Source organism: Nocardia salmonicida NBRC 13393 (assembly GCF_001613085.1).
GTDB classification, from domain to species: domain Bacteria; phylum Actinomycetota; class Actinomycetes; order Mycobacteriales; family Mycobacteriaceae; genus Nocardia; species Nocardia salmonicida.
The window spans coordinates 33,776-50,305 of record NZ_BDBR01000012.1; the positions used below are offsets into that span (position 1 = coordinate 33,776).

At 66.7% G+C, this 16,530-nt stretch carries 14 protein-coding genes and 1 pseudogene; 9 read left to right on the plus strand and 6 right to left on the minus strand.

Annotated elements, in window-relative coordinates:
* The first annotated feature begins 74 nt into the window (after positions 1 to 74).
* The 4 genes and pseudogenes from NS1_RS14555 to NS1_RS14570 all read left to right on the plus strand — a co-directional run bounded on the left by NS1_RS14555 (position 75) and on the right by NS1_RS14570 (position 5,218).
* Positions 75 to 2,030, plus strand: a complete 1,956-nt coding sequence (locus tag NS1_RS14555; protein WP_218019927.1) for a hypothetical protein — start codon at positions 75 to 77, stop codon at positions 2,028 to 2,030.
* Between the two features lie 82 nt (positions 2,031 to 2,112).
* Positions 2,113 to 2,688, plus strand: a complete 576-nt coding sequence (locus NS1_RS14560; RefSeq protein WP_056821714.1) for a TerD family protein — start codon at positions 2,113 to 2,115, stop codon at positions 2,686 to 2,688.
* A 224-nt stretch (positions 2,689 to 2,912) separates the two neighbouring features.
* Positions 2,913 to 4,719 (plus strand): annotated as a pseudogene (locus tag NS1_RS14565) (alkyl/aryl-sulfatase).
* A gap of 109 nt (positions 4,720 to 4,828) precedes the next feature.
* Positions 4,829 to 5,218 (plus strand): nuclear transport factor 2 family protein, encoded by a 390-nt coding sequence (locus NS1_RS14570; protein ID WP_062985045.1) that lies wholly within the window; start codon positions 4,829 to 4,831, stop codon positions 5,216 to 5,218.
* Here the strand turns inward: NS1_RS14570 and NS1_RS14575 are convergent.
* Positions 5,199 to 5,651: a DUF7144 family membrane protein gene (locus NS1_RS14575; RefSeq protein ID WP_062985047.1), complete on the minus strand. Its 453-nt coding sequence runs from the start codon at positions 5,649 to 5,651 to the stop codon at positions 5,199 to 5,201. The two genes, NS1_RS14570 and NS1_RS14575, sit on opposite strands and share 20 nt — an antisense overlap.
* Before the next feature lie 186 nt (positions 5,652 to 5,837).
* Between NS1_RS14575 and NS1_RS14580 the strand changes: the two genes are divergently transcribed.
* Both NS1_RS14580 and NS1_RS14585 read left to right on the plus strand, forming a co-directional pair.
* On the plus strand, positions 5,838 to 6,215 hold the full coding sequence (locus tag NS1_RS14580; protein WP_062985049.1) for an SHOCT domain-containing protein: 378 nt from the start codon (positions 5,838 to 5,840) through the stop codon (positions 6,213 to 6,215).
* Between the two features lie 217 nt (positions 6,216 to 6,432).
* Entirely contained in the window at positions 6,433 to 7,398 is a 966-nt protein-coding gene (locus tag NS1_RS14585) for a DUF389 domain-containing protein (protein ID WP_062985051.1), read from the plus strand.
* A 57-nt stretch (positions 7,399 to 7,455) separates the two neighbouring features.
* Here NS1_RS14585 and NS1_RS14590 read toward each other — a convergent pair whose 3' ends face one another.
* Positions 7,456 to 7,770, minus strand: a complete 315-nt coding sequence (locus NS1_RS14590; RefSeq protein ID WP_062985053.1) for an SHOCT domain-containing protein — start codon at positions 7,768 to 7,770, stop codon at positions 7,456 to 7,458.
* Between the two features lie 12 nt (positions 7,771 to 7,782).
* Positions 7,783 to 8,205 carry a DUF6325 family protein gene (locus NS1_RS14595; RefSeq protein ID WP_062985055.1) on the minus strand — a complete coding sequence of 141 codons (423 nt, stop codon included), beginning with the start codon at positions 8,203 to 8,205 and terminating at the stop codon, positions 7,783 to 7,785.
* A 121-nt stretch (positions 8,206 to 8,326) separates the two neighbouring features.
* Here NS1_RS14595 and NS1_RS14600 point away from each other — a divergent pair, with 121 nt between their 5' ends.
* The 3 genes from NS1_RS14600 to NS1_RS14610 are packed head-to-tail and all read left to right on the plus strand — an operon-like array spanning position 8,327 to position 11,330.
* Positions 8,327 to 8,983: a GAP family protein gene (locus tag NS1_RS14600; protein ID WP_062985057.1), complete on the plus strand. Its 657-nt coding sequence runs from the start codon at positions 8,327 to 8,329 to the stop codon at positions 8,981 to 8,983.
* A 12-nt stretch (positions 8,984 to 8,995) separates the two neighbouring features.
* Complete coding sequence (locus NS1_RS14605; RefSeq protein ID WP_062985059.1) at positions 8,996 to 10,678, plus strand: SulP family inorganic anion transporter; 1,683 nt, start codon at positions 8,996 to 8,998, stop codon at positions 10,676 to 10,678.
* A 28-nt stretch (positions 10,679 to 10,706) separates the two neighbouring features.
* Entirely contained in the window at positions 10,707 to 11,330 is a 624-nt protein-coding gene (locus NS1_RS14610; RefSeq protein WP_062985060.1) for an ABC-2 transporter permease, read from the plus strand.
* Between the two features lie 39 nt (positions 11,331 to 11,369).
* Here NS1_RS14610 and NS1_RS14615 read toward each other — a convergent pair whose 3' ends face one another.
* Genes NS1_RS14615 through NS1_RS14625 form a run of 3 tightly spaced genes read right to left on the minus strand, consistent with a single transcriptional unit; the run spans position 11,370 to position 16,458 of the window.
* Entirely contained in the window at positions 11,370 to 12,989 is a 1,620-nt protein-coding gene (locus NS1_RS14615; protein WP_062985061.1) for an MFS transporter, read from the minus strand.
* A 51-nt stretch (positions 12,990 to 13,040) separates the two neighbouring features.
* A complete protein-coding gene (locus NS1_RS14620) occupies positions 13,041 to 15,425 on the minus strand; it encodes a beta-glucosidase family protein (RefSeq protein WP_062985062.1) in 2,385 nt (794 codons plus the stop codon).
* A 22-nt stretch (positions 15,426 to 15,447) separates the two neighbouring features.
* Positions 15,448 to 16,458: a poly(ethylene terephthalate) hydrolase family protein gene (locus NS1_RS14625; RefSeq protein WP_169812778.1), complete on the minus strand. Its 1,011-nt coding sequence runs from the start codon at positions 16,456 to 16,458 to the stop codon at positions 15,448 to 15,450.
* Positions 16,459 to 16,530: the final 72 nt, after the last annotated feature.

Sequence of the window (16,530 nt, forward strand, 5' to 3'; positions counted from 1 at the left end):
ACGGTGTGCGAAGGGATCGGCGATTGAGTCCGGATGGCCACGACGGGACGAGCCTGGACCGGCGCCTCGCCACGATGGACCACGCCACACAGTCCCTCGCGGACGCAGGCGATTTCGGTAAGCAGGTCAAACTGCCCAGGGTGATGGACTCCCTGCGGCGGGTGTTGCTGCTGCCCGGCGGTTGCGCCGCGGTGCGCGAACGTGCCGAGAAATTGGAGTCCGCGGGCCTGTTCCTCGGTACGGATTGGGCACAGCCGCAGATCCTCATCCCGGCGCTGAGCACCGGCTCGTTGCGCAGCGCCAACACCGACACCATGGTGTTGGAGGCGGTGAGTGATCTGCGGCTGCTCGCGGTCGCCAAGGGTGACTACCAGCATGCGCTGGTTTCGGCCGAACAGGCCAATGATCATCTGTCGCAGGTGCTCGCGGTGAATCTGTCGCTGCTGTTCTCCCCGCCCAGCGAGGCCGAGCGGGAACAGCAGGGGCGGATGGCGCAGGTCTCGCGCGAGCTGCTGCACTACCTCGTCGCCGAGGTCGGGTACGAGAAGGTGCTCGAGAATCTGGTCGACGAGATCTGGCGCATCCTGCGGCAGCGGCCCATCCAGGTCGACGGGGTGAAGCGGATGATCACCCAGATCGCCGTCGCCCGTGCGAATCCCGATGTCGACCTCGGCGCCAGTGGTCTCGGCGCCGACCGGCTGATCAGCAGCCTCTACGGAACCACCGAGGGGTGCAGGGAAGACCCGGGCGTCGAGATCTACCGCACGCGCCTGGAATCGATGGACGACAGCGCGTTGCAGTACGAGGCAACGGGATTCGCGCGTTCCATGCACGATACGGGGCTGGTCTCGCCGTATCACGCTGTGCTGCTGCGCTTTCTGCTCACCAAAGGTGCGTACCTGCTCGGTGAGGCGATGGGCTTGTCCAGCACCGGCCGTGACAGCCTGCTCTGCTATCACGAACTGGTGCACAGCCTCATCGAGCAGGCTGTGCACGCCGAAACCGCGCAGTGCATCTACGGACTCACCTTGATGCTCGAACGCGGCATCCTCTATCAGCCGCCGGTCGCGCCCGCGCTGTGGCGCCAACTGGCGCTACGGCTTTCACCGCACTCGTGCGCACGGCTGACCGCGGTGTTCGGGCCGACACCTGATCCGCGGGCGTGGTTGTTGTCGGGGATGCTGTCGGTGCTGGGTCTGCCGCTGGGGATCGGGCAGGGCGACAACCCGACCTGTCAATCGGCGCGGGCGCTGTCGATGTGGGCCTACAACGATCCGGACTATCTGTTGCAGACGCTGGTGTGGGCCGCGCGCGACGACGAGATCGTCATGCACTTCGAGGGCCAGCCGATTTCCTCGCGCCCGGCCGTCGATGCGGAATCGAGTGCGCTGCAACTGGATCTGGACCCGGTATCGCTGCTGGTGGTTCCGCACCTGGACCGGATCTACGCGGAGATGGGACAGCGCTGTATCGGTCGCGAAGGCGATCCGCATCGCTGGATCAATCCGGAATTCCACGGCTGGTGGTCCGGGCGCGGCTTCCGGATCAATGTCGACGTGGCCACCGGCCACCTGACCGACCTCGACGAATTCCTACGCCACTTCTACGCCGGCTACCACCCCTTCTACAACGGCAACCAGCCGGTGATCCATCCGCAGCCCGCCGGGATCGCCGTGACCGACAGCGCGGCCCGCTTCGTGGGGTGGCACGCGATCACCGTGCTCCGGGTCAGTCTCGATCCGCAGGACACGATGCGGGTGTATTTCTACAACCCGAACAACGACAGCGGCCAGGACTGGGGCGACGGGGTGGTCGTCGGAACAGCCGGGCACGGTGAGCGTTTCGGCGAAGCGTCGCTGCCCTTCGAGCAATTCGCCTCGCGCCTCTACATCTTCCATTTCGATCCGCTCGAGCCGGGTGAACTGGCCGCCGTCGAGCGGGCGGAACTGGACCGGGTGATCGGCTACATCCACCGCAGTTGGGGCGCCGACCGCATGCCCGTGGAATCGGGTGCGGCCGAAGAGGATTGATCACAGCCAACGTTCAGAGTCGAACGCTAGGGTGTGGGCGTCGGCGCGCTTCGTGCCGCGATGATCAAGGGGAGATTTCGATATGGGTGTCAGCTTGTCCAAGGGCGGCAATGTCTCACTGACCAAGGCGGCGCCGAATCTCACCGCCGTCGCGGTCGGCCTGGGCTGGGATCTGCGGACCACCACCGGCACGGACTTCGACCTCGATGCCAGCGCCATCGGCCTCGGCGCCGACAAGAAGGTGGTGTCGAGCGGGCACTTCGTCTTCTTCAACAACCTGAAGTCGCCCGAGGGCGCGATCGAGCACGCGGGCGACAACACCACCGGTGCCGGCGACGGTGACGACGAGACGATCAACGTCGACCTGGCCAACACGCCGGCCACGATCGACTCCATCGTGTTCCCGGTCTCGATCTACGACGCGGCCGCCCGCAGCCAGTCCTTCGGCCAGGTGCGCAACGCCTACATCCGCGTCCTCGACCGCAGCAACGGCGAGGAACTGGCGCGCTACGACCTCTCCGAGGACGCGTCCACCGAAACCGCCATGGTCTTCGGCGAGCTGTACCGCAACGGCGCCGAGTGGAAGTTCCGCGCCACCGGCCAGGGCTACGCCTCCGGTCTGGAAGGCATCGCCCGCGATTTCGGCGTCAACCTCTGACGCGTCAGCACTGCCGGTCGGCTGCGTGAACCCCGGATGGCCGGGGCGATCACGCAGCTGACCAGCATGTCGGTCGACGTCTGGCTGCGATGCCCTCCTCAGCGGGCATCCTCCATCGGTCGACCTCACCGGCGCCGAGTTCACCCGTGCGGGGTGATGCGGAGGGCGCCGTGAGTGCCGAGCATCGGGTGGACGCGTCGACCGAGCTGAGGAGCGGATGCACGATGGCATTGGACTATGACGATCGCACCGATTTCGAGAATGCCGATCGCGGGTTCATCAAGACCCTGACGCCCATGCGGATCAGCAAGGCCGACGGCACGGTCGTCTTCGATACCAGTGGGTACGGCTTTCTCGACGGGCCGTGTCCGGAGACGGTCGACCCGAGTTTGTTCCGGCAGGCCCAGCTCTGCGTGAAGAACGGGCTGTTCGAGGTCGTGGAGGGCATCTACCAGATCCGCGGCTTCGACATCTCCAACATGACCCTCGTCGAGGGCGATACCGGCGTGATCGTGATCGATCCGCTCATCTCGGCCGAGTGCGCGGCGGCCGGGCTGGCGTTGTATCGCCAGGAGCGCGGTGACCGGCCGGTGACCGGCGTCATCTACACCCACTCCCACGCCGACCACTTCGGTGGCGTCGACGGCGTGCTGCCCGACGGTCGTGGCGAGGTCCCGGTTCTCGCTCCCGCCGGTTTCATGGCGGAGGCCGTCTCGGAGAACGTCTACGCGGGCGTCGCGATGACACGGCGCGGCACCTACATGTACGGCCTCGGGATGACGTCCGGACCCGAGGGCCAGTGCGGCACCGGGCTGGGTATCCAAACCTCCCACGGCACCGTCGGTCTGATCCCGCCCACCGTCGACATCACCCATACCGGACAGCAGGAGACCGTCGACGGCGTCCCGATCGTCTTCCAGATGACGCCGGGCACCGAGGCACCCGCGGAGATGAACTTCTATTTCCCCCGCCACCGCGCCCTCTGCCTCGCCGAGAACGCGACCCACAACCTGCACAACCTGCTGACCCTGCGCGGCGCCCAGGTGCGTGATCCGCGGATCTGGTCGCGCTACATCGACGAGGCGATGGAGATGTTCGCCGTCGACGCCGATGTCGCGTTCGCCTCGCACCACTGGCCTACCTGGGGCGCCGACAACATCATGGGATTCCTGTCGCTGCAGCGCGATCTGTACATGTACCTGCACGACCAGACCTTGCGGATGATGAACGTGGGACTCAACGGCCCGGAGATCGCCGAAGAGTTCGAATTGTCGCCAGCCCTGGCCGACGCGTGGAGCGCCCGTGGTTATTACGGGTCGGTGAGCCACAACGTCAAGGCGGTCTACCAGCGCTATCTCGGCTGGTTCGACGGGAACCCGACCTCGCTCTGGGAGCACCCGCGCACGGCGAAGGCGGTCCGCTATGTCGAGACCATCGGCGGCATCGATGCGGTGATCGAGAAGGGCAGGGCCTACGCCGACGCCGGCGACCTGCGCTTCGCCGCCGAATTGCTCACCCACGCCGTTTTCGCCGAACCGAACAACAAGGCCGCGAAAGACGCACTCGCCCAGACCTATCAACAGCTCGGATTCGGTGCGGAGAATGCCACCTGGCGCTGCTTCTACCTCACCGGCCACAACGAATTGCGCCACGGAGTCCAGCGGACCGAGCTCGACCTCGGCGGCGGCATGGCGGCGGCACTGTCGGTCGAGCAGCTGTTCGACTCGATCGCCATCCGGGTGAACGGTCCGCGCGCGGCGAAGGATTCGTTCCGGATCGAATGGCACTTCACCGACCAGGACTCCGTCGTGCGTCTCACCCTGTCCAATGGCGTCCTGATCCAGACTCCCGATCCGCGGTCGAAGGCCGACATCGATCTCACGCTGACGCTCACCAAGGCGCAACTGCTCGGGATCCTCGCGGGCAAGGGCCTGGACGGGATCGACCACAGCGGCGACCCCGGCGTCCTGCAGCGACTGTTCGGCCTGCTCGACACCCCCCGACCCGAACTTCGCGGTCGTCACACCGTGACCTGCGGCGATGCGGCCGCGTCGAAACTGGACGCTGCCGCATCGCCCGGGCCGGTAGTTCGTTCCATTCGTCCAAGACCGACGACGGCACTCGGTCATAGCGTTGCCATATGACAACTTCTCCTGGGTACGCGGTAGACGACGAACTCCTGGCCGTGCTCGACGAGTGGCAGGTGGCGATCGTCGCCAACGACGCGGACCGGATCGGTTCGTATATGGCCGACGAGTGGATCATGGTCTCCGAGAACGGCATCACCACCGCCGAACAGTTCCTGGCGTTCGTCCGATCGGGCGATCTCACCCATTCGGCGATGCAGCGCGTCGGCGAGCCGAGGATCCGCTATCACGGCGAACTCGTCCTGCTGACGACCCGAATCACCAATACCGCTCACTACCAAGGCATTCGATTCGACGCCGACGAATGGACCACCGATGCCTTCCTGTACACCGATGGCCGATGGCGCTGCCTGCTGACCCAGATCACCGCCACGAAGAAGTAGCGAGGTCGGCTGCCGGCGTCGACTCGACACTCAGACTTCGGTCGGGGTTCCAGGTTGCGACGGCCCAGATGACGGTGAGGTCGATGGCGATGATGATCACCGACCACCACGGGTAGTACGGCAGGGACAAGAAATTGGCGATGATCGAGAGGGCGGCCAGGCTGTAGGCGAAGATTCGGGCCCAGGTCGCGGTCAGCATCATCCCGATGGCGACGGCCACGAGGAGTATGCCGAGCGACAGGTGGATCCAGCCCCAGTTGCTGACGTCGAGTTGGTAGCTGTACTCGCTCGGTATCAGGAATATTTCGTCCTTGGTGACGCCGGCGATGCCGCGCACGATGCTCAGAATGCCCGCCACCAGGAGCAAGATCACCGCGAGCATGGTGATGCCGGCCGCGAGAACTTGGCGGACGGGATACGAGGTGATGGTCATGGTGTCGACGTTAGGGGCCGTCGACGGCGATCCGAATCCCCCGTTCCGGGTGAACCCGCGCGGCGGCCAGGACGGATTCACCCGAATCGGATGATGTGTGCGACCGGGGTTCTTCGCGACGATGGCGGCATGGATGGAACCGTGACCACCGGCCGGTGGTCACGCTCACAGAAGTGAGGGTCGAATATGTCGTCGGTGTGGGACGTTATCTGGGTCATCATTGTCAGCTTCTGCTTTGTCGCCTACCTGATGTTGTTCTTTTACATCCTCACCGATCTTTTCCGTGATCGGTCGACCTCGGGCTGGCTGAAGGCGGTGTGGGTGGTGTGTTTGATCCTGCTCCCGCTGATCACCGGACTGCTGTATCTGATCTTCCGTGGCGGCGGCATGGCGGAACGGACCGCCGAAGCGCACAAGCAGGCCCGCACGGAGGCCGACGAATACATCAGGCAGACCGCGGGCACCAATTCCGCCGCTCAGATCGCCGACGGGAAGAAGTTGCTCGACGCCGGCGCCATCACCGAGGCGGAATTCCAGCAACTCAAGGCCAAGGCCCTCGGCTGAAATCCGCAGCGCCGCAGCTGATGACCAGCCAGCGGGATGGCTCGACCAGCATCGCGGCCGACGATCCCGAACCCACTTGCTCACGACGGAGCACATGACGAAAGCCGATGTGGTCGCCGGGATTCCGGGCGCGATCGGCGGCCTTCACATCGAATTCTTCCCGGCGACAAGCGTTCTCGGTGAATCGGTACTGGCCGCCTAGCCGGAAAGGACCGCCATGCTGAGTTTTCTGGTCCCCCAGGAGCAACGCCGATCGTTGGCGGAGCTGACCGACAAGCTGGATCTGTCGGTGGGCCAGGTCGACTCGAAGCGGTCGGCGTTCTGGATCATGCTGGTGATGTCGGCGGTGATCGCGATCTCGGGCGTGATCGGCAATTCCACCGCGACGGTGATCGGCGCGATGATCGTCGCGCCGCTGTCGATACCGATCCTCGGTGTCGCGCTGGGGGTGGTGACCGGTCGTGCGCCATTGCTCGGCCGGAGCCTGCTGCTGGTCCTGTCGGGGATCGTCGTTGTGGTCGCGCTCGGTTTCCTCTTCGCGCAGTTTCTGCCCAATCCCGTCAATGTTCTGTCCAACCCGCAGGTGGTCGGCCGGACCTCGCCGGCGCTGATGGATCTGACCGCCGCGATAGCGACCGGCCTCGTCGCGGCTATCGCGATCGCTCGTCGTGACGTGGGCGACGTGCTGCCCGGCGTGGCGATCGCGATTTCGCTGGTCCCGCCCCTCGGGGTGGTCGGCGTATGTCTGGGTTCGCACGCGCCCGCACTCGCCGGTGGTGCGTTCGTGCTGTTCGCGTCCAACGTGGTCGCGATGATCATCACCTCGACGATCGTGCTTCTCATCGCCGGGTACGCCGATGACGCGGATCCGACGACTGTGCGCCGCGGCAAGGCGTATCTGGCGCTCGGCGTGGCCCTTGTGCTGGTGGCGATTCCGATGGTGCTCAATTCGCTGTCCTCGTTGTGGGCCGGTCAGATCGCCGACGCGGCCGTGCTCTGGCTGGGCGACGCACCGGATGCGCAGGTCACCGACGTCACCCTGCAGGGTGGCACCGCGACGGTCTCGGTCCTCGGACCTCAGCAGTTGCCGCCGCGCGCGGAGTTGCAGCAGGCGGTGAACAACCTCGTTCCGTGGGATCCGAGGGTTGTCATCATCCACACGGTCGGTGGTCGGGTGCAGTAACCGAGTGCACACAACGAATGCCCCCACCGGTCGGTGGGGGCATCGTCAGTTGGGCGCTCAGCTGAGCAGTTTGGCCTTCGCGGCGGCGAATTCGGCGTCCGACAGGGCCCCGGAGGAGTGCAGTTCGGCCAATTGTCCGAGCTGGGCTACGGTGTCCTGGCCCGCGCTCGCGGCAGCGGGCGGTGGGGGAGCCTGTTGTGGTGGTGGCGGCGGTGCCTGTTGTTCGGAATAGCCCTGCTGTTCGGCGGCGCGGCGCGCGCCCCGGCGGTTCACCGCGTTCGAGGTCGCGGTGGCGGTACCCGCGACAACGGCCGTCCTCGCGACGGTGCCGAGTAGTCCTGGTCGCCCGACGCGACCCCTCCGAAGTGGCATAGCGGTTCCTTCCTAGGTGAGGGCGAGCACGGCATCGACGGCATCGCGCGGTACCTGTACATGCAGCGCGACCTCGCCGTCGGCCGCGCGTACCGCACCGGCCAGGCGCCGCGCCCACGTTTCCTCGAAAACCACGACGACAGCGGTCGTTTCCGGCTCCATCGACGCGCGGACGACGTCGAGGTCGTCGTCGCTGACGAGGTCTATGTCGGCCGCGGTCAGACCCGTCAGGCCCACCTCGGAGATGTCGTCGTCGATCTCGCGTTCGGTGACGGTGCCCGCGGCGTCCATGGACAGCACGACCAGGTCGAGCAGGGTGACCGTGCCCTTCGTGACGACCTCGGCCAGTGCCGCCGAGACGGATTCGTCGATCGCGGTGCCGGGAAAGGTGAGCACAAGGAATTCGACCGGTCCGAGCGTTGCTGGTGATCCCATGGGCCGAATCATGCCGTCGGTGGGTCCCTGGATGCTTCACCCGATTCGGATGAAAACAGGGGTGCGCAGTTCACCCGGAAGGTGTGAGGCGTGCCGGGAACGGCAGGCTTAGCGTCGTGGCATGGGCTCAGTAATCGGCGGTCTGTTGCCACTGGCGGTGGGTGTCGCGGTCTCGCCGATCCCGATCATCGCGGCCATCCTGATGATCCTGTCGAAGAACGCGGGCGGTGCCGCGAAGGGCTTCGCCGTGGGGTGGGTGGCCGGAATCCTCGTTGTGACCGGCGTGATGACCTTGCTCGCCGGGACGTTGGGCGGCTCGGACAGCGAACCGTCGACCGGGGCCTCGATCGTGAAGATCATTCTCGGCGTCGCGCTGGTGGTCCTGGCGGTGATCCAGTGGCAGGAACGGTCGCAGACCGAGGTGCCCGGCTGGATGAAGGCGATCGACACGCTCACGCCGGTGAAGGCGCTGGGGCTGGGAGCGCTGCTGTCGGGCGTCAATCCGAAGAATCTGCTGCTGTGTGTGTCGGCGGGTGTCGCGATCGGGGCAGGCGGTCTGAGCGCGGGGGGCGACCTGGTCGCGATCGTGGTGTTCACCCTGCTCGCCTCGGTCACCGTCTTGGCGGTGGTCCTCGGGTACATGCTCGCGGCCGACAGACTCGGTCCGATGCTCGACAGTCTGCGGGAATGGTTGCAGCTCAACAACCATGCGGTGATGGCGATCGTGCTGCTGATCATGGGCGCGGTGGTCCTCGGTAAGGGCATCGGCGGGCTGTAGCGAGGAGGAACCGTGGCGCTGTCGATACCGGCGTTCGAGTCACTGCACGGCTACCGGCGGGCTTGGCTGCGTCCCGATGTGATCGCCGGTCTCACCGTGTGGGCGGTTCTTGTTCCCGAGGCCTTGGCCTACGCCTCGATCGCCGGGGTGCCGCCCGTGGTCGGCTTGTACGCGGCGGTGCCGTCGCTGGTGCTCTACGCGCTGGCAGGCAGTTCGCGGCACCTGGTCGTCGGCCCGATGTCGGCGACCGCGGCACTGTCGGCCGCCGTCATCACGCCGCTCGCGGGCGCCGACAGCGGCCGCTACATCGCGCTGACGGCGGCGCTGGCCATCGCGACCGGCATCGTCGGTCTGCTCGCCGGTCTCGTCCGGCTCGGCTTCATTGCCGCGTTCATCTCCGAACCGGTGCTCAAGGGCTTCATCGTCGGGCTCGCCCTTGTCATCATCATCGGGCAGGTGCCGAAGTTGCTCGGCGTCCCCAAACATGACGGCAACTTCTTCACGCAGGCGTGGGGCGTCGTCACCGAGCTGGGTCATCTCCAGTGGCGCACCGTGACGGTCGGCCTGATCAGCCTCGCGCTGGTTTTCGCGCTGCGCCGGTGGCTGCCGTTCGTCCCCGGTGCGCTGGTGGCGGTGCTGGTCGGCATCGTCGCGGTGGCGGTGTTCGGACTCGAAGACGAGGGTGTCGCGATCGTCGGCCATATCGATGCGGGACTGCCCACGCTCGGCATGCCGTCCGGGGTGTCCTTCGGCGACTGCCTCGACCTGCTCGGACCAGCCATCGGGGTGTTGTTGATCGGCTTCGCCGAGGGCCTCGGCGCCGCGAAAACCTATGCGGCCAAAGCCGGTTACCCCATCGACGCGAATCGGGAGCTGCTCGGGCTGGGTCTCGCCAATCTCGGTTCGGGGCTCAGTTCCGGGATGGTCGTCAACGGCAGCTTGTCCAAGACGGCGGTCAACGGTGGCGCCGGGGCGAAGACTCAGCTCAGCGGGCTCGTCGTGGCCGGGCTCACCGTTGTGACCCTGCTGTTTCTGACCGGGCTTTTCGAGAACCTGCCGGAGGCCACGTTGGCGGCGGTCGTGATCGCGGCCGTCATCGAGCTGGTCGACATCGCCGCCCTGCGCCGCCTCTATCGGGTCTGGACCCACATGCTCGCCAGCATCTACGGCAAAGCGGCGCGCGCCGACTTCCTCGCCGCGATGGCCGCGATGCTGGGTGTGCTGGTCTTCGATACGCTGCCGGGCCTCCTCATCGGCATCGGCGCGGCGATCGTGCTGCTGGTGTATCGGGCCTCGCAACCGCATGTGGTCGAACTCGGCAAGGAAGGGTCATTGTGGGTCGCCGCCGACCGGCACCCGGACGCGGCGACGCGGCCCGATGTGCTGGTCGTTCGGGTCGAGTCCGGCTTGTTCTTCGCCAACTCCGACTATGTGAAGGACCGGATCGAAGGGCTGTGCACCGACCGTACGCGCATGGTCGTCCTCGATGCCGAGACCTCGCCGTCGGTCGACGTGACCGCCGCGACGATGCTGCTCGCCTTGCGGGACACGCTGGCCTCCCGGCGCATCAGGTTCGCCATCGCGCGACCGATCGCCCAATTCGGTGACGCACTCGGCTCGGCCGAGCACGGTGACGTCCCGGTCCCGATCTATCCCACTGTCGCCGCCGCGACCGCCGCACTGGCCGGGTCGTGATCGTGCTCGCCCGTCGAAAGGAACACAGATGAACGGCATTCTGGTCGCCCTCGTCGGAGCGCTGTTGTGCTTCTACGGGATTCGCTCGGTCCACCTGGGCCTGCTCGCGATCGGGTTCGGTCTCGGCTGGCTGATCGCAGACCTGTTCAACGCGAACTTCTGGTGGCTGTTGCTGGCCGGACTGATCGGCGCGGTGTCGGTCTGGGCGGTCACCTCGTTGGTGTTCCATTTCGCCGCCTATTTCATCGGCGGTCTCACCGGCGTGATGATCGGCACCAAGCTGGCGACGGTGTTGCAGCCCGGCGACAAGAACGTCGCCTTGAGCATGATCGTCGCGCTCGCGGTGGGCGTGTCGGGCGCGTTCCTGGCGCAGAAGTTCCGGGCTCGCGCACTGCTGTGGTTGACCTCGATCGGCGGCGCGAGCATGGTGTGCACCGGTGTCGCGCAGTTCAGCGACTCGCTGTCGTTCCTGCGCGACCCCGAGCCCGGCTGGCAGCAGGTCACCGCCACCCTGGCCTGGGTGGGTCTGTCGATCCTCGGCTGGATCACCCAGCGCCACCTGTTCGCCGAGCAGCTCGGCATCCAGCACCTGGTCGGCGACGACGACGAGCCGGACATGAGCGACCGCAACGGCGGCTGGCCCACGAAGTGACCAGCCGGCGGTCGACACCACCGGCTGGTCGGTTCCGGGTCAATGGGCGGTGCCGCCTGTGGCCGGGGTGCGGCCGTGCTTCATCACCAGGGCGAAAGTGAGGGCGACGGCCGAGGCCGCCGCGCAGACCCAGAAGCCCAGTTGGTAGCCGCGGTCACCGAACAGGTCGGGCAGCGGAGTGGGCGGTTGGGCCTGGCCACCGACGCTCACCAGAGCGGTCATGCCGTTGCTGTGCAGGAACGCGGTGACGATCGCGAGACCGATCGCGACACCCATGGACTGCATCACGCCGAGCATGCCCATGCTGACGCCCTGCTGTTCCTGCGGAACCGCCTCCACCAACAGGATCGGCATACAGGCGTAGTACATGCCGAAGCCGATGCTGAAGATCGAGTTCACGATCAGGAAGTTGGTGGCGGTCAGCGGCAGGACCGCGAACGCGACGGCCGCGGCCGCGAAGATGACAAGGGCGACGACGAGCGGCAACCGCGCACCGATTCGCCTGGCCAGCAGTCCCGCGACCGCGCCGAAGAGCATCGTGATCACCGAACCGAGCAGCGCGATCCGGACCGCGAACTCGAGCAAGGTGTAGCCACTGCCGTAGGTGTAGCCGGGGTCGAGGGTCACCTGCACGGCCTCGGGCGGTAGCGCCTGACCCGTCAGCTGCTGGATCTGGGCCAGCGTGCCCTGCTGAACTCCGGCGACGACGGTCGACTCCGGCGGGGTCTGCGACATATAGGCGATGGCGTAGGACACGATGCCGATCTGCAGGGACGCGAACAGCGCACCGGCGAGCACCAGCGCGACGCGCGGATGGAACAGCAGTTCCATGTCCATGATCGGTGTGGTGGCCCGCTTTTCGACGAGGACGAACAGCACGAGCAGTGCGAGGCCCGCGATCAGCCAGACCAGCGTGGTCGGCTCCGACCAACCCCAGTCGTGGCCCTTGTCGACGTAGATCAGAGTGAGTGCGGCGCCACCGGCGAGCAGCGCGGCGCCGACGATGTCGATGCGTTCGGTCACGCGGAGCTTGGATTCGGGCACGATGATCCACACCAGCGGCAACATCACCACAGTGAATGCCCCCAGTACCCAGAAGATGGCACGCCAGCTGTGGTTGTCGACGAGGTAGCCGCCGAGCAGCGGGCCCGCGATGGAGGCGACGCCGAACCCGGTTGCGGTGAGACCGAGGGCGAGCGGAACCATCTTGCGCGGCATCAGATCTCGGATGAGACCGTAGGCGATCACCGCGGTCGCGATGGCCGTGGCCTGCAGGCAGCGACCGAACAGGAACACACCCCAGTTGGAGGTGGTCGCGTCGAGTACGCAGCCGATGACGAACAGGGCGCCGCAGATGAGGAACATCCGCTTCTTGCCCCAGACATCACTCATCTTGCCGATCAACGGAGACGCGGCCGCGCCGATCAAGCCGAAAACGATGATGGCCCAGTTGATGTTGGCCCCGACGCCGGGGAAGCTCGGCGCGATCTTCTGTAGTGCCGCCGCGACGATCGTGTACTGCATCGGGGCGATCTCGGAGAACAGCACGATCACGGCTAGGACCGTGAAGATCCTCGCGCGTGAGGCGCCTTCGAGTCTTCCGGTGTCGTTGTGCTCCGGGGTGTCATTGCTATCGGGTTTGATGGTACTGGTGGACATGGCCACGCTCCGTTGTTCGGGAACTGCGTTCGAGATGGTGGATCAGGACGGTCAGGAGATGTAGGCGGTGTGGGGAAGGTCGGTGACGGAAGTGCCTGCCCGGACAATGAATTCGCCCGGTTCGCTCGCCCAGCCGTGCTCGCCCCAGTGCTGGAAGGCGCGAGCGGGCACTGTGACAGCGACCGTGCGGGTTTCGCCGGGCGCGAGGCTGACGGCGGTGAAGCCGGCGAGCCATCGGACGGGACGATCGATGCTGCTGTCGGGACGCGAGAGATACACCTGCACAACCTGTTTGCCTGGTCGGTCGCCGGTGTTGGTCACCGTCAGTGTGACGTTTCGGCCCTCGACCGTGAGGTCGCTGGTCTCCCAGGTGGTGTAGCCGAGGCCGTGACCGAATGGGTAGGCCGGTTCGATACCCGCTTTCAACCAGGCGCGGTAGCCGATGTGGATGCCCTCGGTGTAGTCGAGCACGCCGTCGACGGGGGTGGTGTCGAGCACGGGGACCTCGGCCATGGTCTTGGGCCAGGTGGTCGGCAGACGGCCACCGGGTTCGACTGTGCCGGTGAGGACATCGGCCAACGCGGCGCCGAACTCCTGACCGGGGAACCAGGCGAGCAGTACGGCGGCCACATCGTCGCGCCACGGCATCTCCACCGGCGCACCGGAATTCACCACGACCACCGTGCGAGGGTTCGCGGCGGCGATCGCCGAGACCAACTCGTCCTGGCGGCCCGGCAACCGCAGGGAGGTGCGGTCGACGCCCTCGCTCTCGATCTGCTCGGTGGTGCCGACCACGACAACGGCCACATCGGCGGCCGCCGCCTGGGCGACCGCCGCCGCGAACTCCTCGTCGTCGGCACGCTGGGGGCGGCGGATACCGAGCGTCGCGCCGAGAATGATGCCGAGGCCCGGCATCGCTTCCTCGATGCTGGTCACCACGCGGACATCGACCTCGTCGCCGACGGCGAATATGCGCGTGACGTGGCGCTGCGGCGGGTTGAGCAGTGCGGCGGCCGGGTCGCCGCCGTCGAGCACCATGTTCTCGTCGAGCACGGTTTCGCCGTCGAGGTCGAGCCGGATATGACCGACCCCGCCGAAACCGATCTGCCATTCCCCGGCCATGTCGGCGCGCAGGCGCGTGTGCAGTTCGATCGTGTTCGACTGCGCCGCGAGCTCATCGCCGAGCAGTACCAGTCGGCTCGTGGTGCGGTGCTGGGTGCCGAGCTCGGTCTCGTCCTCGAAATAGCGGGCAGACAAGCCGGACTCGCCGGTTACGGGGTCGGTCATGATGGCGAGCGGGGCGGGGATCAGCGCTTCGGACAGGTGCACGCCCGCGGTGTGCGTCAGCGGAAGTCGGCCGGTGAGACCTTCGACCGGCGTCGTGGTGTGGCCCGGAATGACAGTGGCACTGCCGCCACCGAGGAACCGGGGTTCGCCCGCCGACGGGCCGAGCAGGGCGACAGTGGTTTCCGGCGCGAGCGGCAGGATTCCGTCGTTGCGCACCAGGACCATCGCCTCGGCGGCGACCCGGCGAACCAGTTCCTGTGCTTCTGCGTCGCTGAAAGTCGGTGTGGGCTGAGGTGTTGCGTCGAGCGCGCCTACGCGGTGCGCGAAACGCAGGATGCGACGGACTTTGTCGTCGATCACGGATTCGGCGATCTCGCCGGACCGGACCTTCTCGGCCAGCGGGTCGCCCCACAGGTACCACGGCCCGGGCATGCACAGGTCGGTGCCGTTGGCCGCGCTCTCGGTGCTGCGGATCGCGGTCCAGTCCGAGACGACGACACCGTCGAATCCCCATGTGCCCTTGAGTGGTTCGTCGAGCAGGGGGTTCTCGGTCATGGTGGTGCCGTTGACCGAGTTGTAGGCGTCCATGAGCATCCACGCGCCCGCTTCGACGGTGCGCTCGAACGGGTAGAGGTACAGCTCGCGCAGTGCGCGGTCGCCGACCCGCACGTCGACGGTGAAGCGGTCGGTCTCGGAGTCGTTGGCCACGTAGTGCTTCGGACAGGCGCTGACCCCGTGCGCCTGCACGGACCGCACGTAGGCCGCGGCCATCTCGGCGGTGAGCAGCGGATCCTCGGAGAAGCACTCGAAGTGCCTGCCGCCCAACGGCGAACGATGCAGGTTCATCGTCGGGCCGAGGACCGCGTAGACGTCCTTGCGGCGTGCTTCGGCGGCGATGAGGGCGCCGATCTCGGTGAGCAGCTCGGGATCCCAGGTCGCGGCGACCGCGGTGCCGGAAGGGAGACTGACCGAGGGATCGCGCTCGTCCCAGTTCTCGCCACGCACCCCGGAGGGGCCGTCGGACACCGGCATCTCGGCGAGTCCGATCGCCGGATCACCGGCCATCCGGAACAGCCCTGCGCCTGAGATCAGGCGCAGCTTGCCCTCCAGGTCCAGCTCGGCGAGTAGTTCCTTGATGCGGTCTTCCATGGAAAACGCAGCCTTTCGTCGATCAGTGAGTGAGGGTGCTGGCTTGCTCTGACCAGTGCGGGTTGTGCAGGAATTCGCCGGTACCTGCGACGAATGCGTCATGGGCGGCCGGATCGTCGCGCAATTGGCCACGGAACCACGCTGCCGAATAGCCGAGGTAGCGGTGGACGCCTTCGGTGCAGCTGTAATTGGTGCAGTCGGGCTGGCCCTGGATGTCGTTGTGCTGGGCGCCGACCAATGCGGCGCGGGCCTTGGGCACGTTCGCGGGCAGGGCGTCGTAGTACGCCTGCATCGATTGCAGGCCGATCAGCTCGGGTGGCAGTGGTTGGGTCCCCGGCGAGATACCGTCGGCCGAACCGTTGACCAGCAGCACCGAGCCCGAGGTGATCGCGCTGGTGTCGACACAGGTGCTCTGGCCGTCGACCGGCGGCAGCGACGAACAGACCGCGGCCAGCGGCATCTCGAGGGTCACGGCGGTGTCGACCACTCCCGCGCCGCGGGCGAGCGCGTTCAGCGCGCCGAGCCCACCTTGCGAATGACCCATCGCACCGACTGAGTCGGTGTCGACCTTGCCGTGGAAGATGCTGCTCGGGTCACTGTTCTGCGCGGCGAGGTAGCGCACGGCGTCGAGCATCTGCACGCCGGTTCCGGTGTCGGTGCGGTCGGCGGCGATGACGATGAAGCCCCACGACGCGAGGTGTGACAGTAGATAGGCGTATTCACGGGGGTGAGCCATGGTGCCGTTGCCCCAGGTGATGACCGGGTGGGCGACGCCAGGGCGAAGGTCGGCCGGGTACCAGATGTCGTAGCTGTCGCCGGTCGACGTGCAGCAGTCGACACCGGTCCGCTCGGCCACCGCCCAGGGGCCCGGCGCGTAATAGGTGGCTTCGACCTGCGCGGCGGGTTGATAGGACGGCGCCGCCTGCGCTGGTGTCACCGCCGTCGCCGCGAGGACGAGCAGTGCGATGGAGATCAGCGCGGCCCGGGCGCCATCGCGCGGGCGCCGACCGGACAAGACAGTTTTATTGCTCACGATCTCGGACGATAGGGAGACCGGCCGCGGTGCACGGCGTGCCGCGCCGTCTTGCAGACTGTTTGCAGACAC